This is a genomic window from Blastococcus atacamensis (assembly GCF_002938425.1).
Taxonomy (GTDB): domain Bacteria; phylum Actinomycetota; class Actinomycetes; order Mycobacteriales; family Geodermatophilaceae; genus Blastococcus; species Blastococcus atacamensis.
In genome coordinates this window covers 44,468-67,844 of the sequence record NZ_POQU01000003.1, presented here as the reverse complement: position 1 = coordinate 67,844, position 23,377 = coordinate 44,468, and the positions used below count along the sequence as shown (strand labels likewise).

Annotated in this window: 20 protein-coding genes, 1 pseudogene and 1 other annotated feature; of the genes and pseudogenes, 7 read left to right on the top strand and 14 right to left on the bottom strand. The window is 70.3% G+C overall.

The window, feature by feature from the left end; all coding sequences use genetic code 11:
* Positions 1-63 precede the first annotated feature (63 nt).
* Positions 64-489: a heavy metal-responsive transcriptional regulator gene (locus C5508_RS01605; protein WP_104522942.1), complete on the top strand. Its 426-nt coding sequence runs from the start codon at positions 64-66 to the stop codon at positions 487-489.
* A gap of 1,086 nt (positions 490-1,575) precedes the next feature.
* On the opposite strand, the gene C5508_RS19245 is transcribed toward C5508_RS01605, so the two are convergent.
* The 13 genes and pseudogenes from C5508_RS19245 to C5508_RS01520 form a co-directional block, all read right to left on the bottom strand.
* Positions 1,576-1,752, bottom strand: a complete 177-nt coding sequence (locus tag C5508_RS19245) for a hypothetical protein (protein ID WP_157943906.1) — start codon at positions 1,750-1,752, stop codon at positions 1,576-1,578.
* Positions 1,753-1,798: 46 nt separating this feature from the next.
* Entirely contained in the window at positions 1,799-2,995 is a 1,197-nt protein-coding gene (locus C5508_RS01590; RefSeq protein ID WP_232796841.1) for an MFS transporter, read from the bottom strand.
* A gap of 211 nt (positions 2,996-3,206) precedes the next feature.
* Positions 3,207-3,947: a respiratory nitrate reductase subunit gamma gene (gene narI / locus C5508_RS01585; RefSeq protein ID WP_104522934.1), complete on the bottom strand. Its 741-nt coding sequence runs from the start codon at positions 3,945-3,947 to the stop codon at positions 3,207-3,209.
* Positions 3,944-4,642 carry a nitrate reductase molybdenum cofactor assembly chaperone gene (gene narJ / locus C5508_RS01580; protein ID WP_104522932.1) on the bottom strand — a complete coding sequence of 233 codons (699 nt, stop codon included), beginning with the start codon at positions 4,640-4,642 and terminating at the stop codon, positions 3,944-3,946. Before narJ ends, narI begins: the two co-directional genes overlap by 4 nt.
* A complete protein-coding gene (gene narH, locus C5508_RS01575; RefSeq protein ID WP_104522930.1) occupies positions 4,639-6,366 on the bottom strand; it encodes a nitrate reductase subunit beta in 1,728 nt (575 codons plus the stop codon). The genes narJ and narH overlap by 4 nt, the downstream gene beginning before the upstream one ends.
* Entirely contained in the window at positions 6,366-10,004 is a 3,639-nt protein-coding gene (locus tag C5508_RS01570; protein ID WP_198597779.1) for a nitrate reductase subunit alpha, read from the bottom strand. Before C5508_RS01570 ends, narH begins: the two co-directional genes overlap by 1 nt.
* Before the next feature lie 1,079 nt (positions 10,005-11,083).
* A complete protein-coding gene (locus tag C5508_RS01555; RefSeq protein WP_104522926.1) occupies positions 11,084-11,560 on the bottom strand; it encodes a pyridoxamine 5'-phosphate oxidase family protein in 477 nt (158 codons plus the stop codon).
* A gap of 210 nt (positions 11,561-11,770) precedes the next feature.
* Positions 11,771-12,037: an SHOCT domain-containing protein gene (locus C5508_RS01550; RefSeq protein WP_104522924.1), complete on the bottom strand. Its 267-nt coding sequence runs from the start codon at positions 12,035-12,037 to the stop codon at positions 11,771-11,773.
* Between the two features lie 305 nt (positions 12,038-12,342).
* A pseudogene (locus C5508_RS01545) lies at positions 12,343-13,603 on the bottom strand (IS3 family transposase).
* Positions 13,185-13,316, bottom strand: a sequence feature (AL1L pseudoknot). It overlaps the preceding pseudogene by 132 nt.
* 880 nt (positions 13,604-14,483) lie before the next feature.
* Positions 14,484-14,807 (bottom strand): DUF1003 domain-containing protein, encoded by a 324-nt coding sequence (locus C5508_RS01535; protein ID WP_198597778.1) that lies wholly within the window; start codon positions 14,805-14,807, stop codon positions 14,484-14,486.
* 168 nt (positions 14,808-14,975) lie between these two features.
* Entirely contained in the window at positions 14,976-15,740 is a 765-nt protein-coding gene (locus C5508_RS01530; protein WP_198597777.1) for an ABC transporter permease subunit, read from the bottom strand.
* A gap of 19 nt (positions 15,741-15,759) precedes the next feature.
* A complete protein-coding gene (locus C5508_RS01525; RefSeq protein WP_104523036.1) occupies positions 15,760-16,674 on the bottom strand; it encodes an ABC transporter ATP-binding protein in 915 nt (304 codons plus the stop codon).
* Between the two features lie 13 nt (positions 16,675-16,687).
* A complete protein-coding gene (locus C5508_RS01520) occupies positions 16,688-17,680 on the bottom strand; it encodes a universal stress protein (RefSeq protein ID WP_198597775.1) in 993 nt (330 codons plus the stop codon).
* Positions 17,681-17,906: 226 nt separating this feature from the next.
* On the opposite strand from C5508_RS01520, the gene C5508_RS01515 reads away from it, so the two are divergent.
* From C5508_RS01515 to C5508_RS01505, 3 genes are read left to right on the top strand one after another with little or no spacing between them, the layout of a single operon-like run.
* Positions 17,907-18,587 carry a CBS domain-containing protein gene (locus tag C5508_RS01515; protein ID WP_198597774.1) on the top strand — a complete coding sequence of 227 codons (681 nt, stop codon included), beginning with the start codon at positions 17,907-17,909 and terminating at the stop codon, positions 18,585-18,587.
* Positions 18,584-19,489 carry a universal stress protein gene (locus C5508_RS01510; RefSeq protein ID WP_104522918.1) on the top strand — a complete coding sequence of 302 codons (906 nt, stop codon included), beginning with the start codon at positions 18,584-18,586 and terminating at the stop codon, positions 19,487-19,489. The genes C5508_RS01515 and C5508_RS01510 overlap by 4 nt, the downstream gene beginning before the upstream one ends.
* Positions 19,486-20,022, top strand: coding sequence for a flavodoxin domain-containing protein (locus C5508_RS01505; protein ID WP_104522916.1), 537 nt, complete (start codon positions 19,486-19,488; stop codon positions 20,020-20,022). Before C5508_RS01510 ends, C5508_RS01505 begins: the two co-directional genes overlap by 4 nt.
* Before the next feature lie 50 nt (positions 20,023-20,072).
* Here C5508_RS01505 and C5508_RS20575 read toward each other — a convergent pair whose 3' ends face one another.
* Positions 20,073-20,309: a universal stress protein gene (locus C5508_RS20575; protein WP_332872176.1), complete on the bottom strand. Its 237-nt coding sequence runs from the start codon at positions 20,307-20,309 to the stop codon at positions 20,073-20,075.
* Positions 20,310-20,497: 188 nt separating this feature from the next.
* On the opposite strand from C5508_RS20575, the gene C5508_RS01495 reads away from it, so the two are divergent.
* From C5508_RS01495 to C5508_RS01485, 3 genes are all read left to right on the top strand, one after another.
* On the top strand, positions 20,498-21,076 hold the full coding sequence (locus C5508_RS01495; protein WP_104522912.1) for a flavodoxin domain-containing protein: 579 nt from the start codon (positions 20,498-20,500) through the stop codon (positions 21,074-21,076).
* A 114-nt stretch (positions 21,077-21,190) separates the two neighbouring features.
* Complete coding sequence (locus C5508_RS01490) at positions 21,191-22,243, top strand: NAD(P)-dependent alcohol dehydrogenase (RefSeq protein ID WP_104522910.1); 1,053 nt, start codon at positions 21,191-21,193, stop codon at positions 22,241-22,243.
* A 117-nt stretch (positions 22,244-22,360) separates the two neighbouring features.
* Complete coding sequence (locus C5508_RS01485) at positions 22,361-23,227, top strand: alpha/beta fold hydrolase (protein WP_104522908.1); 867 nt, start codon at positions 22,361-22,363, stop codon at positions 23,225-23,227.
* Positions 23,228-23,377 lie beyond the last annotated feature (150 nt).

Genomic DNA, 23,377 nt, shown 5'->3' with positions numbered 1-23,377 from the left:
ATGACCTGGTAGGCGACGCTAGGGCTTCCACTGCGCTGGAACGTCAAGTCGTAGGGTGCGCCGGTGCGTATCGGCCAGCTCGCCGCCCGAACCGGGCTGACGACGAAGACGATCCGGTTCTACGAATCCGTCGGCGTACTTCCCGCACCGGTTCGGTGTCCCTCCGGCTACCGGGACTATGACGAGGGCGCCGTCGACCGGTTGGCATTCGTCAAAGCGGCCCAAGCCGCCGGGCTCAGCTTGGCCGAGATTCGCGAGATCATCACGGTCCGGGCTAGCAGCGGAGCTCCGTGCCAGCACGTCCTCACCCTGCTGGACAGCCACGCCGCCGACCTCGACCGACGCATCGCCGAGCTGACCGCGTTACGCGCGGACGTCGAACGGCTCCGGTCCCGGGCGGGCATCCTGGACCCGGCTACGTGCGACCCCGCTGTCGTCTGCCAGGTGATACCGGCCGACGTCGTTGCGCGGCCCGTGCCCACCACCTGATGCCGGGTCACGCGTCCTGGCGCTAACCACCGCCATCTGGCACGGGACCACATCGGCGCACCAGTCCCACGATCACTGACGCCTACGATCACTAACCCTTGGGATCGGTCATCTGGCCGGCAGGGATGCCGAGAGCGCGGGACACCCGGTTCAGCGCGGGTCAACGCCGAGGGCGGCCGCCGGCCGCGCCACGTACCGCGCCTGCGGTGCACGCGCGTCCCGCTCCCAGTCCCGGATGCGGTCGGCCGAACGCACGCCGGCCCGCTGTGCGAGATCTTCGCGGGTCAGATCCGGCGGCGAGCCGAGCCTGCCGCAGCCGGTCGCCGCAGAGGTGCCCCACCGGCGCATCCTGGCACCGGCCGTGGGTTCAGCACCACTGGATCGTCGCAGTCCTCCACCTCGCTGACGCCGCGCCTGATCGCTCCAGGGCTCCCGGTGGCGGCTTGCCAGTCCTCGACTGCTGCCGGCAGGACCACTGGACTCGCCTCGGCTGCCTCTGGGTCACGGGGCCGGCTCGGCTGCGTCGATCAGAATTCCCCGTCGCCACCGGTCTCGCCGGTGTGGCCGCTGGCCGTTCGGTCATCTTCGTCAGCCGCCTTACCTCGGCGGTATCCATCTCCAGCAGCGCGGCCGCCCGCTCGGCCGAGACATCCTCGGCCAGGACGGCGCGCAGCGTCTCAGCGAGCGTCGTCGTCGCCGCCTGCAGCCCCTGCTCGGCCTCCCGTCGCGCCTGCAGCGCCACCAGTGCCTCGGCCGTCGCCTGCTCGGTCCGACGGTCGTGCTCATCGCGGGCCGCGTCCAGCGCCCGTCGCCGCTCACGCGCCTTCGCCAGCGCCGCCGCCTGCCGACTCACCGTTCTGACCACCGCTTCCTCCGCTCGTTCAGCCGACCGACCGCCGGATCGTCACACGCCCTGATGACACGGCTCCCGGCCCGAGCGTCACCCCAGCAGCAGACCGGCACCCGGACCCCGCGTCACCCACCCCTCCGACCTGACACACCTCCTGCAGGCTGGCCCGGTTCGGTCAGTCGCGGGACGGGCAACGTGGACCAGCGGCGTGCTCGCCCTCGAGTACAGTGACGTGCTCAGTCAGCTCCGGCTCCCGAACCAGCATCGGGAAGAGCGCCCTCTTCTTTGGCGACGTGCGGGCCCAGAACGACGAGGACCTCGTCGAAGTGCGCTCGTGCCGCGTCGTCGTCACCGGCGGCGAGGTGGCTGCGAATGTGGCCGGAAAGTTCGCGCAGCCGATCGTGTTCGTTCATCAGCTTGGCGATGGGCTGAGGTCGCGGCAGCCGCAGTGGTCGCACATCAGTCGTTCGTGACTCCGCTGGTGGCCCGGCCTGCAGACCGCATGGCCCAGGCGGTGTAGACGGCGGCGATCAGAGCCGTCACTGCGAGAAGCCACAGACCGGGTTTGTAGTTTCCCTGCCAGCCGTAGATCGCCCCCATGATCAGCGGGGGGACGAAGCCGCCCAGGCCACCGGCGGCGCCGACGATCCCGGTCACGGCACCTACCTTGCCCGCCGGCGAGGCGATCGCGACCAGCGCGAACACGGCACCCGACGCCGCCCCGAGGGCGGCTGCCATGGCCAGGAAGGCGACGGTGCCGGTCCACTCCAGGGGCGCTTCGAACGCTGACACGGCGGCGAAAATCGCGACGACGGCGAAGCAACCGACGAGCACGGGCACCGGGTGGAAGCGGTCGGACAGAATGCCCCCGATCGGGCGCATGACCACGGCGAGCACCACGAAGCCGGCGGTGCGCATGGCCGCGTCGCCCGCGTCCAGAGCGAAGGCGTCCTTCAGGTAAGTGGGCAGGTAGACGCTGAACGCCACGAACCCGCCGAAGCCGACTGCGTAGAGGAACGACAGCTGCAGCGTGACCGGCAGCTTGAATGTGTCCCACGTCCGGCGAAGGAAGCCGCCACCGGCGGGGGCCGGCCGGTTCGGTGCGTCGCGTAGCACCATCCACGAGACGACGGCGTAGACCGCCAGCAGGACGGCGACCAGTGTGAAGGGGAACTCCAGGCCGATGGATCGACGCAGCTGGACGGTGCTGAAGGCGGAGATGGCGGTGCCACCCATGCCGGCGCCGAAGATGCCCAACGCCGTCCCCCGCTTGGCCGGCGGGAACCACGCGTTGACGAGTGGGACGCCGATGGCGAATGTCGTCCCACCCAGACCGAGCACGAAGCCGCCGAGCAGCATGAGCGCGTAGGAGTCGCTCGCCACGTACCCGACGAACAGCACTGGCAGGATCGTCAGTGCGCTGACCAGCGGGAACATGACCCGCGCGCCGAACCGGTCGGTGAGTGCACCCACCGGGATGCGCCCGAGGGAACCGACCACGACTGGGACGGCGACGAGCAGCGACTTCTGGACAGCGCTGAGTCCCAAGCTGTCGGTGAAGAAGGCGCCGAGCGGGCTGATCAGCGCCCACGCCCAGAAGTTGATCGCAAAACCGATGGTGGCGACCGCCAGCATCGTCCATGCCTGACGCGGCACCGCTGTCCCAGCGCCCCGAGGCGCACCACCGGTTGCGGTCGCAGGGGCTGAAGACATCGCCGTGCTCGCTTCCCTCAGAGGCTCACGGCCGGCTCATCGCGGGGAGGCCGGAGCGGATTTCTATCCGTCACTTTCTTTCTACGCTCGGTAGCTGCACCTGTCCGGGGTCCGACGTCATCGCTCGAGACCCGAAAGGCCCTGTCTGCCGCACTCATCGCCGGCCTCCGCCCACGCGGTCCCAGCCTCGGGGCGTCGCGCGATTGCCCAGGTGGGGAGCCCGGCTCCGATAGACGATGTAGGGCCGAGTGAAGTAGCCCAGGGGCGCGCTGAACACGTGCACCAGCCGGGTGAACGGCCAGATCGCGAACAACAGCAGGGCCGACAGCGCGTGCAGCTGGAAGCCGAGCCCGGCCTCGGTCATCAGTTCCGGCTGCGGCTGGAAGTAGAAGATGCTGCGGAACCACGGGGACACCGTGTCGCGATAGTCGACCCCTTCGTGCCCGAGCGCGCCGAGAACAGTGTTGCTCAGCCCGAACAGGATCGTCGCGGTCAGGACTACGTACATGAACTTGTCGTTCCTGGTCGTCGCCGAGAACACCGGCCCCACGGTGCGCCGCCGGTAGATCAGGATGGCCAAGCCGGCCAGGGTGCAGAAGCCGGCGATGGCACCGGTGACGAGCGCCACGGCGTGGTAGGCCTCTTCGGAGATTCCAACCGCACTCGTCCACGACTTCGGTATCCCCAGCCCGCCCACGTGGCCCAGCAGCACGAACAGGATGCCGAAGTGGAACAGGGGGCTGCCCCAGCGCAGCAGCCGGCGCTCGTAGAGCTGGCTCGAGCGCGTCGTCCAGCCGAACTTGTCGTACTTGTACCGCCAGTAGTGTCCGACGACGAAGATCGCCAGGCTGATGTACGGGACCACGACCCAGAGCAGGATGTCGAGGGTGCTCATGCTGGGGCTCCTGCGGACGCTCCGGATGCGGGCTGAGGTATGAATTCCGGTGGCGCGAACGGCAGCGCGCCGTAGGGGTCGAGGCCGACGTCTTCACCAGGGGGGCCCTGCTGGGCCAGCCGCACCACCGCCTCGCGGTCGGCGGCCTCGACCGGCGGCAGGGTCGCGGACACCGCCTGCAGCACCGAGGCGTACGGCGACTCCCGCTCCTCCAAGGCCAGCCGGATCAGCTCCAGCCCCGAGCGGTACTCCGTCAGCAGCCGCTCGCCTCGCGCAGCATCGCCGGTCGCGGTGAACTCCAGCACGACGGCGAGGTGGTCGGGTAGCTCCTCGTCCGACAGCGTCATCCCGGCACGGGAGTACAGGTGCTTGAACTGCACCAGCGCCATGCCGCGCTTGCGGGTGTCCCCGTGCGTGAAGTAGGTCAGGTAGAGGCAGCAGCGCCGTCGCAGGTCGAACGTCTCCACGTAGTCGGCCTGCTGCTGCCCCAACGGCGTGGTCTCCACGTGGTCGAGGAATCGGCCCAGCGGCCCGGCGAACTCCACGGGCAGGGGGGCGACCGCGGCCCGGACCAGCGGCAGCCGGGCGAGCAGCTGCTCGTCCGGGTAGCCGAGCAGCAGGGACGCCGCCTGCCGGGCGGTGGCCAGCTGGTCGGCGGCCGCTGCCGACCGACGGGACAGGAGTCGGCCGCTCATGGCTTGGGATCCGTGACCGCGGGCGAGTCGGCGCTCACGCCTCCGCCGTCGGGCCCGTGCAGGGCAGCGGACTCCTCCGGGCGGGCAGGGAACATCCCCTCGGGCGCGCCCTTGCCGTCCCAGTTCAGCAGGTTGACCCGCTGACCCTTGTCCCCCGGGGCCGCCATGGTGTCGCTGGTCTGCCGTGCCGCCAACATGTGGAAGTTCTCCACCGCGATCGGGGTCGTGCCGCCCGAGGTCTCCCCGAACGGACCCCAGCCGCCCATGCCCGGCCCATCGTCGTAGTCCAGCGAGCAGCCGGTGTCGAGCTCCTCCTGGCCGGGGCCCTGCTCGGCGTGCGCGAGTGGAATCACGTACCGCTCGTCGTACTTCGCGATGGCCAGCAACCGGTGCATGTCCTCGATGTCCCGGCCGGTCATGCCGACGGCGGTCGCGATCGACTCGTCCGCCGGCCGCCCCAGGTTCAGGTCGCGCATGTAGGAGCGCATCGCGCCGAGCTTCTTCAGCACACCGGTGACCAGGTTCGTGTCGCCTGCGGCGAACAGTTCGGCCAGGTACTCCACCGGGATCCGCAGCGACTCGATGGCGCCGAAGATGTTGCCGGCGTCCTCCCCGTCGTGCCCCGTCTCGGTCAGCGCGTCGACCACCGGCGACAGCGGCGGGATGTACCAGACCATCGGCATCGTCCGGTACTCCGGATGCAGCGGGAGGGCGACCTCGAACCGGTTGATCAGCGCGTAGATCGGCGAGCGCTGCGCGGAATCGATCCAGTCACGGGAGATACCGGCCTGCTCGGCGGCTCGGATGACCTCTGGGTCGTGCGGGTCCAGCAGGATCGAACGCTGGGCCTTGTAGAGGTCCTGATCATCCGGCGTGGACGCGGCCTCGAGCACCTTGTCAGCGTCGTAGAGCACGATGCCGATGTAGCGCAGCCGGCCGACGCACGTCTCCGAGCAGACGGTCGGGATACCCACCTCCACCCGCGGGAAGCAGAAGGTGCACTTCTCCGCCTTGCCGGTGCGGTGGTTGAAGTAGACCTTCTTGTACGGGCACCCGGTGACGCACTGCCGCCAGCCGCGGCAGCGGTCCTGGTCGACCAGGACGATGCCGTCCTCTTCGCGCTTGTAGATTGCCCCCGACGGGCAGGAGGCCGCGCACGACGGGTTGATGCAGTGCTCGCAGATTCGCGGCAGGTAGAACATGTAGGTCTGCTCGAACTTTTCCTTGATCTCCGCCGAGATCTTCTTCAGGACCGGGTCGTCCCTGGTGAGCTCAGGGGCTCCGCCGAGGTTGTCGTCCCAGTTGGCGCTCCACTCGATGTTCATCGGCTTGTTCGTCAGCAGCGAGCGCGGGCGTGCGACCGGGGTGTGCTCCTGGACGGGAGCGCTGGTCAGCGTCTCGTAGTCGTAGGTCCAGGGCTCGTAGTAGTCGTTGATGGACGGCTGGACGGGGCTGGAGAAGATCGTGAGCAGCCGCTTGAGTCGGCTGCCCGTGCGCAACTGCAGCCTGCCGTTGCGGCCGACCTCCCAGCCGCCCCGCCACTTCTCCTGGTCCTCGTACGTGCGGGGGTACCCCTGCCCGGGCCGGGTCTCCACGTTGTTGAACCACACGTACTCGACGCCGCTGCGGTTGGTCCACGCCTGCTTGCATGTGACCGAGCAGGTGTGGCACCCGATGCACTTGTCGAGGTTCATCACCATGCCCATCTGAGCCATGACGCGCATCAGTACTGAACCTCCTGGTTGTGCCGGCGGCGGATGACGGTCACTTCGTCGCGCTGGTTGCCGGTGGGCCCGAGGTAGTTGAAGGCGAAGGACAGCTGCGCATAACCACCGATCAGGTGCGTGGGCTTGAGGAACAGCCGGGTCAGCGAGTTGTGGATGCCACCGCGCCTGCCGTTGGTCTCGGTGAGCGGTACATCGATGAGCCGGTCCTGCGCGTGATACATGTAGACCGTCCCCTCGGGCATCCGGGAGGACACGATGGCCCGGGCGGCCACGACCCCGTTGCGGTTGACCGCCTCGATCCAGTCGTTGTCGCGCACCCCGACCTTGGCGGCGTCCTGGGTGCTCATCCAGACGGTCTGCCCGCCCCGGGACAGCGACAGCATGAACAGGTTGTCCTGGTACTCCGAGTGGATCGACCACTTGTTGTGCGGGGTCAGGTACCGGACGGTGATGCCCAGCTCACCCTGGTCACCGACCTGCGGCTCGCCGAACAGGGTGTGCATGTCCAGCGGTGGCCGGAACACCGGCAAGTTCTCCCCCGCCTCGGTCATCCAGTCGTGGTCGAGGAAGAATTGCATCCGCCCGGTCAGGGTGTGCCACGGCTTGAGCCGCTCCACGTTGATGGTGAACGGCGAGTACCGCCGGCCACCGTGCTCGCTGCCCGACCACTCCGGTGACGTGATGACGGGCGTCGGCGCCGCCTGGGTGTCGGCGAAGGTGACCAGCTTGCCCTCGTGCTCGGCGGCCAGGTCGGCCATCTGCATGCCGGTGCGCTCCTCGGAGAACCGAAAGCCCTGCGTCGCGAGCCGCCCGTTGGTCGTCCCGGACAGCGCCAGGATGGCCTCGCACCAGTGCACGTCCCGGGCCAGGGCCGGCTGGCCCGCCGCGACGCCGTCCCGGATGACACCGTTCTTGTGCCGGAGGTACTCGACCTCCTTGTCCGGCTTGGTGGTCACTCCCTTGACCTGCAGGCCGAGCTTCTCCACCAGCGGCCCGAGCGCCTGCCACTTCTGCGCGACGGCCGCGTAGTCCCGCTCCTGGACGACGAACTTCGGCATCGTCTTCCCCGGGACCGGGTCGCACTCCCCGGCCTTCCAGTCCCGCACCACCCCCCGCGGATTGGCCATCTCGTCGGGGGTGTCGTGCAGCAGCGGCAGCGCCATCAGGTCCTTGCGGACGCCGAGGTGCTTGGCGGCCAGCCGACTGAACGCCTTGGCGATCTTGCCGAAGGCGTCGAAGTCGGTGCGCGTCTCCCACGGCGGCGAGATGGCCGGGTTGAACGAGTGCACGTAGGGGTGCATGTCGGTGGTGTTGAGGTCGTGCTTCTCGTACCAGGTGGCGGCCGGCAGCGTGATGTCGGAGTAGATCGTCGTGCTGGTCATCCGGAAGTCCAGCGCGAGCAGCAGGTCCAACTTGCCGGTGGGCGCCTCCTCCCGCCAGACCAGGTCCTTCGGCCTGGCCTCGGGCGGCGCTTCCTCCGCGCGGACGGCGTTGTCGGTACCGAGCAGGTGCTTGAGGAAGTACTCGTTGCCCTTGGCCGACGAGCCGAGCAGGTTGGCCCGCCAGATCGTCAACACCCGAGGAAAGTTCTCTGGCGCGTCGGGGTCCTCGGCGGCGAACCGCAGGCTGCCGTCGCGCAACCCGTCGAGCACGTGCTCGCCAGGTTCCTTCCCGGCGGCGGCCGCCTCGTCGGCCAGGTCGAGCGGATTGCGGTTGAACGTCGGGTACGACGGCATCCACCCCATGCGCGCCGACTGCGCGAGGACGTCGGCCGGCGTCTTGCCGTTGAAGCGCCCCTCCCCCAGCGGGGAGGCAAAACCGTCCAGCGTCGTCTGGTCGTAACGCCACTGGTCGGTGTGCAGGTACCAGTAGGCGGTCTGGATCATCTGCCGCGGCGGGCGGGCCCAGTCCAGCGCGGAGGCCAGGGTCATCCAGCCGGTGACCGGCCGGCACTTCTCCTGGCCGACGTAGTGCGCCCACCCGCCGCCGTTCACTCCCTGGCAGCCGGTCAGCGTGGTGAGGGTGAGGAACGCGCGGTAGATCGTGTCGGAGTGGAACCAGTGGTTGGTGCCCGCACCCATGATGATCATGGACCGGCCCTTGGACTCGTCGGCGTTCTGCGCGAACTCCCGGCCGATGCGCGCCGCGGCGGCCGCGGACACACCGGTGAACTGCTCCTGCCAGGCCGGGGTGTAGGGCTGCGAGGGGTCGTCCAGGCCCGCCGGCCACTCCCCCGGCAGCCCCGTCCGGCCCACGCCGAACTGCGCCAGCAACAGGTCGTAGACGGTCGTCACCAGATGCTTGCCGAACCGGCGGACCGGAACGCCGCGGCGCATCGTCGCGCCCTCGCCGCGGGGGGTGTCGAACCGGGCCAGGTCGACCGTCACCGACTCGGCACCACCGTCGTAGAGGCTCAGCAGCGGGTTCACCTCGCCGAGGTCGAGATTCCACTTGCCCTTGCCGGCCTCGGCGAAGCGGAAGCCCAGCGACCCGTTCGGGACATGGGGCTCGTTGGTGGCCGAGTCGACGAGCACGGTCTTGAACTCCGCGCCCTCCTCGAGGTCGCCCAGGTCGGCCGCGGTGAGGAACTTGCCGGGCACGTAGCCGTCCCCGCGCGAGGTCAGGGTGAGCAGGAACGGGAGGTCGCTGTACTTCTTCACATACTCCTGGAAGCGGGGCACCTGCCGGTCGACGAAGAACTCCTTGAGCACCACGTGGCCCATGGCCATCGCCAGCGCGCCGTCGGTGCCGGGGTGCGGAGCCAGCCAGTCGTCGGCGAACTTCGTCGCGTCGGAGTAGTCCGGGCTCATCACGACGACCTTCTGGCCCCGGTAGCGGGCCTCGGTCATCCAGTGCGCGTCGGGCGTACGGGTGACCGGGACGTTGGAACCCCACAGGATCAGGTAGGCGGCGTCCCACCAGTCACCGGACTCCGGAACGTCGGTCTGGTCACCGAACACCTGTGGGGAGGCCACCGGCAGGTCGGCATACCAGTCGTAGAACGAAAGCATCGGCGCACCGATGAGCGACATGAACCGCGCCCCGGCCGCGTGCGACACCATCGACATCGCGGGGATCGGGGAGAAGCCGGCGACGCGGTCCGGCCCGTACTTCTTGATCGTGTGCACGTGCGCGGCGGCGATCATCTCCGTCGCCTCGTCCCACGACGCCCGCACCAGCCCGCCCTTGCCGCGCTGCGACTTGTAGGTGCGCGCCTTCTCCGGGTCGTCCACGATGTCGGCCCACGCCAGCACCGCGTCGCCGAGTCGGGCCTTCGCCTCGCGGTACATCGTCAGCAGGGAGCCACGCACGTACGGATAGCGCACCCGCGTGGGCGAATAGGTGTACCAGGAGAAGGCGGCGCCACGGGGACAGCCGCGGGGCTCGTACTCGGGGCGGTCGGCACCGGTCGACGGGTAGTCGGTCTGCTGGGCCTCCCAGGTGATGATCCCGTCCTTGACGTAGACCTTCCACGAGCACGAACCCGTGCAGTTCACCCCGTGCGTGGACCGGACCACCTTGTCGTGCGACCAGCGGTCCCGGTAGAAGCTGTCGGCGTCCCGCCCGCCGATCTGGTGCAGTGAGCGCAGGTCGGCGCTCACGTCCCCCTTCCGGAAGAACCGGGAGGTCTTCACGAGAGCTTCGGAGATTCCGCTGTCGAAGCCAGAGTTTCCGTCGGTCGTCCCGGCGCCGCCGGCTCGTGAGCGAGTCACATCTCTCCTCGTCGGTCGATGTTGCCTGCGTCACTCGGACCACGGCAGACACGTGAATCTCATCACACCCAATGCGGCCCGGCGCCGCATCACGACACTCAGGCGAGAAGGAATCCAGATGGGACTTTGTACGGCAGTGGCGGGTCACCGAGTCAGGGACCGAGGTCCTGAGTGGGCCGCCAGGGGTCCGACCTGACCGGAGCGAGCTGACCCGGAGGACAGTCGTGGCGACGCGTCGCACAGTGACGTGACCGATCTGCACGCCCTTGCCGACGAGCTGCTTCAACGCGCTCGCACCGAGCACGCCGACCGGCGGGGCGCACGTTGCCTCATCCTGTCGACGGGCTGCGTCAGACGGTGATAGCGCTGACGAGCGGATCCGAGCTCAGTGAGCACGAGAGTCCCGGCGCCGCCAGTCTCCTGGTGCTTCGGGGCCACGTGCGGCTACTGACCGGCGATCAGGGCGCCGAGCTGGGGGTACAGCAGATCAGCCCCATCCCAAACTGTCGCCACAGTCTGCACGCCGATGAGGACAGCGTCGTCCTGCTCAGTGTCTCCGTTCCTCAGCGAGCGACGCACGACGGCTGAGGGCCGTCCGACGACCCGGGACGTCGCTCTCAGGCGGACCGCTCCGGCGACCGCAGTCGGCTCCAGCTGTGCCGGGGACAGTAGATGGCCGTCGAGCAGCACCGTGGGCGTGCCGCGGACGCCGTCCTCGCTGGCCCGATCAGTGACCGTCCGGGTCCACTCCTCGAAGGCCAGGCCACGGATGCCGCACTCCACGTCCGGGCCAGTGGCCCCCGCCTGCCCCGCCAGCTCGGTGAGCTCGTCGTCGGTGAGGCCCGGTCGTGCCGGTACACCGCTGATTCAGGCACGGGCGAGCCGACGTTCGGGCAGCTCCCGGGCGCCGGCAGCCGGCATGGGCAGGTGGTACATCGGTACGGGGTTCCCCGCAGCTGGACGGAGCCCGTCGACGACCCAGCTGAACAAGCCAGGCACTGCTACTTTGCTCCGCCGCACGGGACGGCGGCAAGAACGGCCTCGGTGCCTTCGGCGACGGCAGACGCGGCGATGACGCGTCGGCCGCGGACGATGGCGATCTGCACAGCTACGTAGCACGCCGCGTCCGGGGGCGCCCAGGCCTGCGCGCCGAGCTCGTCCAACGCGTGCACTCCGTCCGGGTCGCTGATCACCCGGGACGGCCCGATGACGGTGACGTTCCATCCGGTGCGCAGCGCGGCGTCGTACTCGTCGACCTCGAAGGCCACGACGGCTCCGCGGCTGGCGGCCGCGACCTTGCTCCCCACTCGGGTGGGGATGATGACCTGGCCGTCGAAGACCGTGAAGTGCACGGGCTGAATGGACGGGAGGGCGCCCTCGGTGTAGCCAAGCCGGCCGATCACGGCGATTGCCAGCAGACGCCGGCACTCGGTCTCGTCGAAAACCTCGAGGCGCCGGTGAACATCAGTGCTGGACAAAGGTCCCCCTCCTCCGTACGTGGTCCGGGCGGTGCGTGATGCGGTGGGTAGAGGACGCGGAGCGTCGGATGTCCAGCCACCGTGCGCTGTTGGGATGACCGCCGCCGGTGGGTACTCCGCCCGACCCTGGTCTCCATCACGGCTCGTTCAGGATGCAGCCGTCTCCGATGCCGTCGTGCGGGACAGCGATCGTCCGAGGCGCAGGTGCCCTCAAGGCGTCGGTGGCTCCTGCCCCGAGCGCGTCAGCGTCGCCAGTCGACGCCGATACTCTCCCTCGTCGATCTCCCCGCGAGCGAACCGTTCCGCGAGCAACCGGTCCGGCGTCGCCGTTGTCGCGTGCCCGTGCCGGGCCGGGCGGGTCGGCTCCCGTACCAGCACCCCGGTCAGCGTGATCAGCAGCGCCCAGAACAGGAGCATCGACACCGTCATCGTCAGCCAGTCCCACGCCGTGGGACTGTGATCCGTCCAGAACATCATCGGAGGTCCACTCCTCGGTCGACCGACGCTCGGTCGCGACCCGGCCGTGTGCACTCGAGTGCCACCTTCTGCGACGCATCGACCGCCGCACGAGGTGCGGAGGTCCCGACGACAGAGGTCTTAGGGCTGGATGAGCCGCGGGGTCTTGCCCGGGTAGGGGCTCGTTCTCGGACTGCCGCCGCTCGAGCCGACCGGGGCGAACAGACGCGGAGCACGGGGCGCGCCGGGCGGCCCCTGAGCCGGGCTACGCGGTCTGGGCCGGAGTCGGGAGCGCCCACCGTCCGGGACTCTGTCCCGCCCCGGGTTCAGTGGAGACTCGGAACTGACGCGGCGACGGTAGTCGCCGCGGTGTTGTGCCGGTAGAAGTCCTCCTCGTGCTCGGCCAGTGGAACAAGGCCGATCTCGCCGTGTAGGCGTCGGTGGTCGAACCAGTCCACGTACTCGGCGACGGCGATCTCGAGGTCGTCGATGCCCTTCAACAGGCCCCTGTTGCGGACCGGCTCGGCCTTGAACAGCGAGTTGAACGCCTCGGCCAGCGCGTTGTCATACGCGTCCCCGGTCGAGCCGACGGAGGCGACCGGCCGGCGTCGGCGAGCCGCTGGGTGTAGCCCACGGCGACGTACTGAACGCCCTTGTCCGAGTGGTGAATCAGTCCGCCGAGGTCCCGGCCGGCCCGGCGGCGGGTCCAGATGCCCATCTCCAGCACGTCGAGGGCCAGCTCAGTGCGCAGCGAGCGCGACAGCTGCCGGCCGACCACCCGGCGGAAGTAGACGTCGACGACGAACGCGGCATAGACCCAGCCGGCGAAGGTGCGGCAGTAGGTGATGTCGGCAACCCACAGCCGGTCCGGGCCGGTGGCGGTGAAGGCCCGATCGACCAGGTCCGGGCGGGTGTCCGGGCCGGTGCCGGGCACCGTGGTCCGCGGACCCTTCGCCCCGGTAATGCCGCGCAGCCCGGCCGTGCGCATCAGCCGCTCGACAGTGCAGCGGGCCACCCGGTGGCCCTGCCGGTGCAGCTGGGCGTGCATCTTGCGGGCGCCGTAGACGCCGAAGTTCTCGGCGTGCACCTGCTCGATCACCGCGGTGGTCGCCGCGTCGGTGACCGACCGTGCCGAGGGCGGCCGGATCTTGGCCGCGTAGTAGGTGCTCGGGGCGATCTGCACGCCGGTGTCCCTCAACACCGCGCAGACCGGCTCGACCCCGAAGCGCCCCCTGTGCTCGTCGATGTACTCGACGAGCACTTCAGTCGGCGGTCGAGCTCCGCCTGGGCGAAAAACGCCGACGCCGTCTTGAGGATCTCGTTGGCCCGGCGCAGCTCCCGGTTCTCCCGCTCCAGCTCAGCGATTCGAGCCGCCTCGTCAGTGGTCGTCCCGGGCCGGTGCCCTGCGTCGATCTCGGCCTGCGTCACCCAATTCCGCAGGGTCTCCGGGTTGATGCCCAGCTGCTTCCCGACCCGGGCCAGCGCCCCCGGCCGGGTGGCCGGGTCGCGCCGAGCCTCGACCGCCAGCCGGATCGCTCGCTCCCGCAGCTCGTCGGGGTACTTCCTCGGTGCCGCGATAACTCTCATCCTCACGTGGATCGAGAGCCTCCATCAGACCCGGGGCGGGACACTCGACGGGCTCGACCCATTCAACCGTCCCTCCACGCGCTGAACCGCCCCTAGGTGAACGCGGAGACCCAGCCAGAAGCTGTTCGGCACGGCGTCGGATGCCCCGCAGCATCCGGCGGTCCATCACGAACCCCACGGCGTCCACGATGCGCCACATGAACCGCTGCGACGGCGGGAAGAGGAGTCGCTGCCGGACGACGAGGCGGGTCCGCCGTCCGCCGTCTCGCGATTGCAGGGACCACTGCCAGGTGCCGGCGGTCCCGTTCTGGACCGCGCCGGCGGCGTGCGGCGGCCGGACGTCCGCGCCGATCAGGACGAGGGTTCGCTGCGGCTCGACGTCGGCGACCCGGAAACAGGGATAACCCTCGCGGCCGAGCCGCACCAGGTCTCCGGTCTGCACCTGCTGATAGCGCGGCAGCACGCGGTCGACGCTGTGGATGTCGCATCCCACCAGGTTCTCCAGCGCGTCGTAGCTGTACAGGCCGCCCCGCCCCTGACCCATCTGAGCCACCCAGGGCCAGACGTACTCGACCGGGGTCCCGATGGTTATCGCCCGGGTGTAGCCGAGCACCGGGGAGGGGATCAGGTCGTCACCGGGCAGAGCGGCCGCTACCTCCTCGGGCCGCGCCCCCCAGCGGGCGTACCAGCGTCGTGCCAGTGGCGCCGCCGCCACTGCGGCGAGCACCTGGCAGCCGCCGATGAGGACCTCCTCCGCCAGGGCCCGAGCGGCACGCCGCAGTCCCGAGGAAGAAGCTGAGAAAGCCGTCCCTCCGGGCCTCTGGCACCGATTCACATGTCCACGCTCCCGCGCCGCACCGATACCGGGCACGGTCAGACGTCAGTGATCGGAAGGACCTTCGAACCGGGCAGCGTCACCCGAGGCCTCCCTGTAGCCGGCGGCGTCGGGACTCGGCGCACCTACCTGCCGGTGCACGCAGCGCAAGAGCGCGCGAACCTCCTTGATCGTCTGGTCGCTCTCCAGATCGGCGGCGTAGTCATGCGCGGCGAGCTCGGAGGAGATCTGATCGGCCCGTCTCGCCGCGATGAGCAGGATCGCGCCTTGGAACGCCGCCAGGCAGCTGAGGATGAGATTCAGCAGGATGAACGGATACGGGTCGAATCCGTCTCCACCGTTGCCGACCATCCAGCCGGCCAGGAACACGAGCCAGCAAGACGAACGTCCACGAGCCCATGCCGTTGCGCAGCCGGTCGGCCGCGCGCTCACCGATCGTGAGCTGTTCACCGGTCCGTATGGCGGGGTGACGCCGCCGGGAGGCAGGGAGGATGCGGCCGCCACGGGGAGGAGACGACATGCGCCGACGGTAGGACGTCAGCCCGCCACGTCCCGTCGTCGGAATGCGACGACGGCGCCCGCGGCGAGGACCAGGACAGTGGCGACCGCGACTGCCACCCCTGCCAGGGAGACTCCGTTCACCAGTGGCGTGTGTCCCGAGTACTGATAGAACGGCGAGAACTTCCGCAGCGGGGCCAGCCAGCCGACGAGCGGAGCGAGACCGTTGAGCAGATAGGCCATGAGAGCGACCACGCCGGGAACCGCCCGGCTGATGATCACGTGCCCTGTCGCCGCGCCGAGGGCGGCGGCGAGTGTGCCGAACACGATGCCGAGCAACCACAGGTGCAGCATGGCCGCGGCCACGTTGCCTACGGGCAGGTCGAGCCCCGCCAGGACGCCTGCAGCCAGGAGTGCGAGCCCGACCGCCGAGACCAGCACGAGGGTGGAGACGATCATCGCGGCGACCTTCTCCAGAAGCACGCGCGTACGACTGACCGGGTTGGCCAGCAGCAGGTCAATCCGGCGCCGGTCCTCCTCGCCGGCGATCCCGGAGGCCCCCATCACGACGGAGAAGAGAATCACCAGCAGCGGGGCGGTCAGGCCCAGCAGCTCGGTCTGCACGTAGCCGACGGGGGTCGACATGTCGGCGGCGGCCAGGAGCGAGCGCAACACCTCCGGCATCTGATCCATCAGTTCCGTCACCGAGGGCTGGTCGCGGATGCTCGGCCACAGCGAGGCGTACAACGCCACCAGGAGGATCACTGCCGTGACCCAGGTGGTCAGGCTCCGCCGCTGCAGCACCAGTGTCTGGCGCAGGACTTCAGGCAGCATCGGACGGCTCTCCTCCGTAGTAGGCGAGGAAGGTCTCCTCGAGGTCGGCTTCCGTGCACTCCAGGTCGGCCAGCCGATGTTCGGCCATGCGGCGGCACAGAGCGTCGAGAGCCGAGGCGGGCGCGCTGCAGGTCAGCGTGGACGCAGTCACCGTGAGATCGCGGAGGCCCGGCAGGCGCGCGAAGTCGGCGGGAGTGACGGGGTCGTCGAAGCGCGCCCGCACGCGGTGCAGGGACCGCTCCCGCAGCACGGCCATCTCCTCCACGGCGATCAGCCGGCCGGCGCGCAGCACGCCGATGCGGTCGGCCGTGCGCTGCACCTCACCGAGAACGTGCGACGAGAGGAGCGCGCTGCCTCCGGCGGCCGTGTGCTCGCGGAGCAGTGCCTGGAACTCCTGCTGCACGAGCGGGTCGAATCCGCTCGTCGGCTCATCGAGGACCAGGAGCTGCGGATCGGACATCAGGGCGAGCACCAGGGCCAGCTTCTGCCGATTCCCCTTCGACAGCGTCCGCGCCGGCCGGTCGAGGTCGAGGTCCAGCCGCTCCGCGATCGCGACCGCTCGCTTGTCGTCCCGCTGAGCCCGTAGCCGAGACGTGAACCGGACGTGGTCGCGGCCGGTCAGGCGGTCGTGCAGGGACGGCTCCCCCGGCAGGTAGCCGATCTGCCGATGGACGTGGTGCGCCTCCCGCCAGGTGTCGCGGCCGTGGATCCGCGCCGAGCCTCCCGTCGGGCGGATGAAGCCCATCAAGAGGCGCAGGGTCGTCGTCTTCCCCGCGCCGTTGGGCCCGAGATAGCCGAGAACCTCCCCCCGGCGCACCTCCAGGTGAACGTCCCGGAGGGCCGCCCTGCGGCCGAAGCGCTTGGTCAGCCCGTCGGTCCGGACGACGACGTCGGAGTCGGGCATCACGCCAGCAGTCTCAGGGCTGCGCATGGTCGGCAGCCTCCTGGGTCTTCGCCGGCCCGCTCCGCTGCGGGTGGACGACCATCACCGCGCCCGGCGCGTGCATGGCGCAGTGCAGCGCGACCGAGCCCAGAAGCAGGGCGCGAACGGCACCCCGACCGCGGCTCCCGACCACCAGGAGGTCCGCTCCGCGGGCACGCTCGACCAGGACGTCCGATGCCGCTCCTTCGACGGCCTCGATCCGTACGACAGGAGCGGCCGAGCCCATCGGCCGCTCCTGCAGGACCGAGGTCACCTGCTCCTCGGCGGCGCGCCGGGCGTCGGACCGAATCTCGTCGACCGAGGGGATGACCACCGAGTACAGGTCGGTCCAGTAGTCCACAACCGCGTAGGTCGCCACCACATCGAGCTCCGAATTGCGCTGCACCGCCTCGTCGATGGCCGCGGCAAACGCAGCGCGCGCGGCATCCGAGCCGTCGACGCCGACCACGACCCGGGGCGTGCCCCCCGGCTCGCCGACCGTCGGGTGTACCACCACGACCGGGCAGGGGGCGTGGGTGACGCAGTGGAGGGCCACCGAGCCGAGCAGGGCGCTGCGGACCGCACCCCGCCCCCGGCTCCCCACCACCAGGAGGTCGCCGTCGCGTGACCGTCGCAGCAACTCGGCGGCGGGGGGCTCCGGTGACAGGATGAGGTTCGTCCGGAACGGTGGGGTGTCCGTCCCCGGCGGCATCTCCACGTCGGACCGGACGTCCCCGATCATGTCCAGAACACGCTTCTCGATGTCGTCCCGGACAGACCCCATGTCCGGGATCGCGACCGGCGCGCCGCCCATCCAGTAGAGGTCCGGGGCGTAGCTCGAGACCACGTCGAGGTCGGCACCGCGTTGGACGGCGGCACGCATGGCATAGCCGAGCGCAGAACGTGAACCAGCGGATCCGTCCACCCCGACGACGACCCGCGGCCGGCTGGCGAGCTCGTCGGACGGTCGGGTGTCGTTGGCGTCCATGGTGATGCTCCTCCTCCGGTACCCGGCACGCCGCCGGGTGTCGTCCCTGACGATGACGATCACCGTGGTGCTCGTACCGAGGCCGTGGGTCCCGCCGTGCAGGGACCTGCGTCCCTCCGATGGCCGGCAGGGACGGAGGTCCCGCCCGGGTGCGCCCGGAGACCCTGGGGAAAGCCCCGACGACTGCCTAACGTCCGGCGCGGCAACCGCTCCTGGAGGAGGAACCGTGCAGGCCAGAGACGTCATGACCTGTGAGGTCGTCACCGTTGGACCGGATACTTCCGCCAAGTACGCAGCCGAAGTCATGGCCGAGCGTGGGTTCGCGGCGCTGCCGGTGATCGACGGCGAGGACCGATTGGTGGGCATAGTCGCGGAGGCCGACGTCCTGCGCGACCGAATTCCCCGAGACCCCCGACTGCACTTGCGTCGGGACGGCGATGCTGACGGCGATGCGCCGTCCCTGCTGGTGAGCGGCGTGATGACCGGTGAGGTGCGGTCGGTGGAAGCCACGGCGGACCTCGCCGACATCGCCCGGCTCTTCCTCGATGACCGGCTGCGCAGCGTCCCCGTGGCGGACGGCAGCCGGGTCGTGGGGATCGTGAGCCGACGAGACGTGCTGCGCACGCTGATCCGCCCCGACGAGGAGATTCGACACGAACTCCACCGCCTGGTGGAGAGCTACACCGGGGAGTTGGACGCCTGGGGCGTCGAGGTCACCGAGGGCGTGGCGACCTTGCAGCGCCGCCGGGGAACCCCGCAGCCCTCAGTCGCCGTCGAGGAGGGAGCGGTGATCGCCCTGGCCCGCACGGTCGGTGGCGTCGTCGCAGCCCACGTCCTTCCGCCCGCGTGGGAGCAGGCGCCCGCGACAGCAGACCACCGCTCAGTACTCACTCCTGAGGAAGCATGATGACCCACCAACGTGAACCCCGGCCCGTGGTCGTCGGGATGGACGGCTCCGAGGCGTCCCGGCGAGCCGCGGAGTTCGCCACCGCCGAGGCCGGACGACGGGACGTGCCCCTACTGATCCTTCATGCGCTGACTTTCCCGTCCGGTGGCATCGCCGACCTCCCCACCGAGGGGGGCGACGTGGGAACACTCGTCCACCAGGGGGCGGAGACGATCCTGCGAGCCACCGCCGACCACGCCACCGAGACCCTGGGCGCCGACCGGGTCAGCTGGGCGATGGTCGACGAGAACCCGGTCGTCGCCCTGCGGACGGCGTCCGAAGAGGCCCAGCTCCTGGTGGTGGGCAGCCGGGGTGTGGGCGGTGTGGCAGGTCTCCTCCTCGGCTCGACCGCCAACGGGGTGGTCACCGACGCCTCCTGCCCCGTCGTGGTGCTCCCCGACGAGACGTCCGTGGTCGTTCGCGAGCGCGCGTCGGTCGTCGTGGGGGTGGAGGGCCGCGCGGGAGACGAGGACGTCCTGGCGTTCGCATTCGCCGAGGCGGCCGCGCGCCGCGCCGATCTCGTCGCGGTTCACGCCTGGCAGGACGCCACGCTGGAGACGGCGTTCCAGTCGGTGGGGCCGCTCGTCGACTGGGCCGGAGTTCTCTCCGACGAGGAGCGGGCGCTGTCAGAAGCGCTGGCCGGCTGGAGGGACAAGGAACCCGACGTGCGAGTGCGGGAAGTGGTGGTCCGCGAACGGACCGCCCGTGCGCTCGTGGCCGTCGGACTCACCGCCGAACTGCTCGTCGTCGGGCATCGGCACCGCCGGGCCTTCGCGCGGCTGGGCGCGACGACGCACGGCGTGCTGCACCGGACAGGCTGCCCGGTGGCCGTCGTCCCGATCCCCGCCGAGGAGTCCAGATGAGCGGCGGTCCCCGTGTCCTGGTGACCGCGGCCAGCAAGCACGGATCCACTCACGAGATCGCCGCGGAGCTTGCGCGCTGCCTGCCTGAGACGGAGGCCGGCAGTCGGCTCGGCCTGACTGCCGCTGCCATCCCGGTCGAGAACCGTCCCGACCCGGCGTCGTTCGACGCCGTGGTGCTCGGCAGCGCCGTCTACGTCGGGCGATGGCTGGAGCCGGCCCGGAGTTTCGCCTTCGCGCACACCGAGGTACTGCGCGGACGACCGGTGTGGTTGCTTTCCAGCGGGCCTGTCGGCGAGCCCCCGTTCCCGCCGGACGAGCCGCACGACGCGCAGCCGATCGGGTCGATCCTGGGCGCCCGCGGGCACCGGGTCCTCCCCGGACGGCTGGACAAGAGTCTGCTGACCTTCGGCGAGCGCGCGATGGTGACCGCCATGCGCGCCCCCGTGGGTGACTTCCGCGACTGGGAAGTACTCCGCGCCTGGGCCGAGGAGATCGCCGCCGACGTCGCCCGGGTCCCGAACCGGTCGCGCTGAAGCATCCGGCCCGCCGCACCGGGCGACGCCTGGTGGGGCGGGCCCATGCCTCAACGGTTCGCCGGAAGGGCGGCCGTCCCCTCTTGCCACGCCGGAGTGGCCTGGACGCCGGTCCTGACGACGGTGACCGGGCATGGTGCGTGGCGGACGCACTGGTCGCTGACGGACGCCAGCACCAGACCGGCGAAACCATCTATGCCACGGGCGCCGACGACCAGGAGGTGGGCGCCGGCTGCCGACTGGAGCAGCGCACGGCCGGCGGGCTGGTGGGTGGCGTGGCAGGTCACCTCGAGCCCTGACGGCAGTCCCGCGGAGTCGACATGGGCGCGCACCGGAGTGGTGCCGAAGGTCCCGGCTGATGAGGGACCGGTGACCAGCTGCGGACCCACGTCCTGCGGGACGACGACGTGCGACCTACACAGGACGGGTCCTCGGCCCCTGCCGGGTGTCCGCGGTTTCCGACCATCGTGGTCGTATGACCGAGAGCTTCCGTGTTCTGGTGGGCTACGCCACCGCAGCCGGTTCCACGCAGGAGATTGCCGAACGGATCGCCGGGCGGCTCGAGAGAGCGGCCGACGAGGTCGTCGTGCGCCCGGTCGGGCCGGACCTCGATCCCGCTCGGTTCAACGCCCTGGTCCTGGGCAGCGCCGTCCACGGGATGAGCTGGCTGCCGCCTGCCCTCGACTTCCTGCGGCGTGCGGCGAGCACGACGGGCCACTGCCCGACCTGGTGCTTCAGCGTGGGCGGGCTCGCGCCTGGCCCGGGGCGCGCCGGCCGCCTGAGTGGGCAGGAACTACGTCGCATCGAACAAGGCTTCCCGACCGGCTTTCGCCCCCTGGAGCACCGCATCTTCGGCGGTGTGGTGCAGACGGCGGGCGTGCCCTGGTACGGCCGCCTCTTCTGGCGTGCCGCCGGCGGGCAACCCGGCGACCAGCGGGACTGGCCGGCCATCGAGGCGTGGGCCGACACGATCGCCGCCGAGCTGGAGAGCCGCAGAACCGCGCCCTCATCGAGGGCCGACCGGTCCCTCATCTCCGACGCAGAGGGCCGCTGACCCATCCGCCCGGGCGCCCGCCGCGCCACGCTTCGACCACGACCGGGACCCCGTCGGCACGACGCCGGTCCCACCTGACGGCGTCAGGAAGACGCCGCGACGGAGGAGGGCACCGTGCTCGCGTTGCAAATGACCGGTTGGCGACAGGACGCGCTACTGCGCGAGGTCCCCGTGCCGCGACCCGGTCCCGGAGAGGTCCTCGTCCGGATCGGCGCGGCTGGTGTCTGCCATTCCGACATCCACGTCCTGACGGAGTTCCCCGAGGGAGCCATGCCGTGGCAGCTGCCCTTCACCCTCGGGCACGAGAACGCGGGCTGGGTCGAGGAGATCGGCGGCGGCGGGATGCTCTCGCTGGAGCCGGGACAGCCGGTGGCCCTCTACGGGCCCTGGGGGTGTGGGGTCTGCACGGCCTGCTCCACCGGAGCTGAGAACTACTGCCGCCGAGCCGCCTCCGGAGCACCCGTCCCCGGCCTGGGCCGTGACGGAGGCATGGCCGAGTTCCTCCTGGTTCCGGCCGCACGGCACGTCTTTCCCCTGCCCGACGGGCTCACCCCGCTCCAGGCAGCGCCTCTCACGGACGCGGGTCTCACCCCGTACCACGCCGTGGAGCGCGTGCGGGACCTGCTCGCCCCGGGGACGACCACGGTCGTCATCGGCGCTGGAGGGCTGGGCCACCTCGCCGTCCAAGTGTTGCGGGCTACGACCGCCTCCAGGGTCGTCGTCGTCGATCGGCGACCGGAGGCCCGCGCGCTGGCCACGAAGGTGGGTGCCGACGTGGCGCTTGACGCGACGGAGACCACGGCGGCAGAGATCCGTGACCTGACGGACGGGCAGGGCGCCGACGCCGTCCTGGACATCGTGGGAACCGACGGCACCCTGACTCTCGCCGCCTCGGTGATCGGTTCGGACGGGCACATCGTCCTCGTCGGAATCGGCGGCGGATCACTGCCGGTGTCCTTCCTCGGGCTACCGTTCGGGGTCCGGGTCTCGACGACGTACTGGGGGACCCGCCCCGAACTGCACCGGGTCCTGGCCCTGGCCGCGCGTGGCGACCTGGTCGCCGAGACGACGGCATGGCCGCTAAGCCGGGCGCCGGAGGCCTACGCTGCCGTGCGTGCCGGGACCGTCAACGGCCGTGCCGTCGTCGTGCCCGACCCACAGGGCTGACGGCACCCGAGAACCTCCGCATGGCCCCGCCGAGCCCAGGGCGAGAGGTCCGGAGCGCCCGGCCGCACGGCCTCTGCGCCGCGGCCGGAGAGGGACGCCCACCGCTAAGGTCACTGAATGGGTGAATGCGAGGTCGTCATCGAGGGGCGCGCAATCAGCGTCCGCGAGGCGGGCGACCCGAAGGGGTCGCCGGTCCTCTACTTCCACGGCACACCAGGTTCCCGGCTCGACCTCGACTTCGGCGACCAGGCGGCCGGAGATCTGGGCGTGCGTCTGATCAGCTTCGATCGCCCCGGTTACGGCCGTTCCGACCCGGCTCCCTTCGGCCTGAGGAGCGTTGCTGAGGACGGCCGCGAGATTGCCGACAGGCTGGGACTGGACCGGCTCGCCGCCTTCGGCTGGTCGGGAGGTGGGCCCTTCGCGCTAGCCGCGGCGGCAGTCATGGGCGAACGGGTCTCGGCTGTCGGCGTGGCCTCTGGCCCCGGCCCATTCCAACAAGTTCCCGGGGCGATGGAGAAGCTCGAGGAGAGCGACCGGGTGGCGCTCTCGTTCCTTCCCGACGAGCCGGCCCGTGCTGCTGAGCAGTTCTGCGTGGGCGCGGAGATGATGGTCGCCTTTCGGGACGACGAGCAGACGTTCATGTCGGGAATGGATGCTCTCTTCGGCGACACCGACGCCGACGTCCTCGCGGATCCGTCCCTGCGCCACCACCTGTTCGCAATGGTGAGCGAGGGACTACGGCAAGGAGCCGGAGGTGGCGGCTGGGACAACGTCGCCTGGCTGGGTCCGTGGGACGTCGACCTTGCAGTTGTTCGCTGTCCCGTCCGCCTCTGGTACGGCGAGCGCGACTCGACCGTGCCGGTGTCCCACGGCGAGTGGCTGGCCGACCACCTGTCCGACGCGCATCTGGTCGTCTACAGCGGGGAAGGGCACATGGGCCCGATGCGACACCTGCCTCAGATGCTCACGTCGCTGACCCGGTAGCGGGCGCGGCTTCAGCACGTTCAGCGGCCACCCGGATCCGCACATCCACAGCGAAGACGCCTTGCGGACCCCAGCACCAGCGGGTTGATGTCGATCTCCATCACCTCCGGCACGGCATCCGCGAGCCATGCGTCCCGGCGCAAGCAGTGG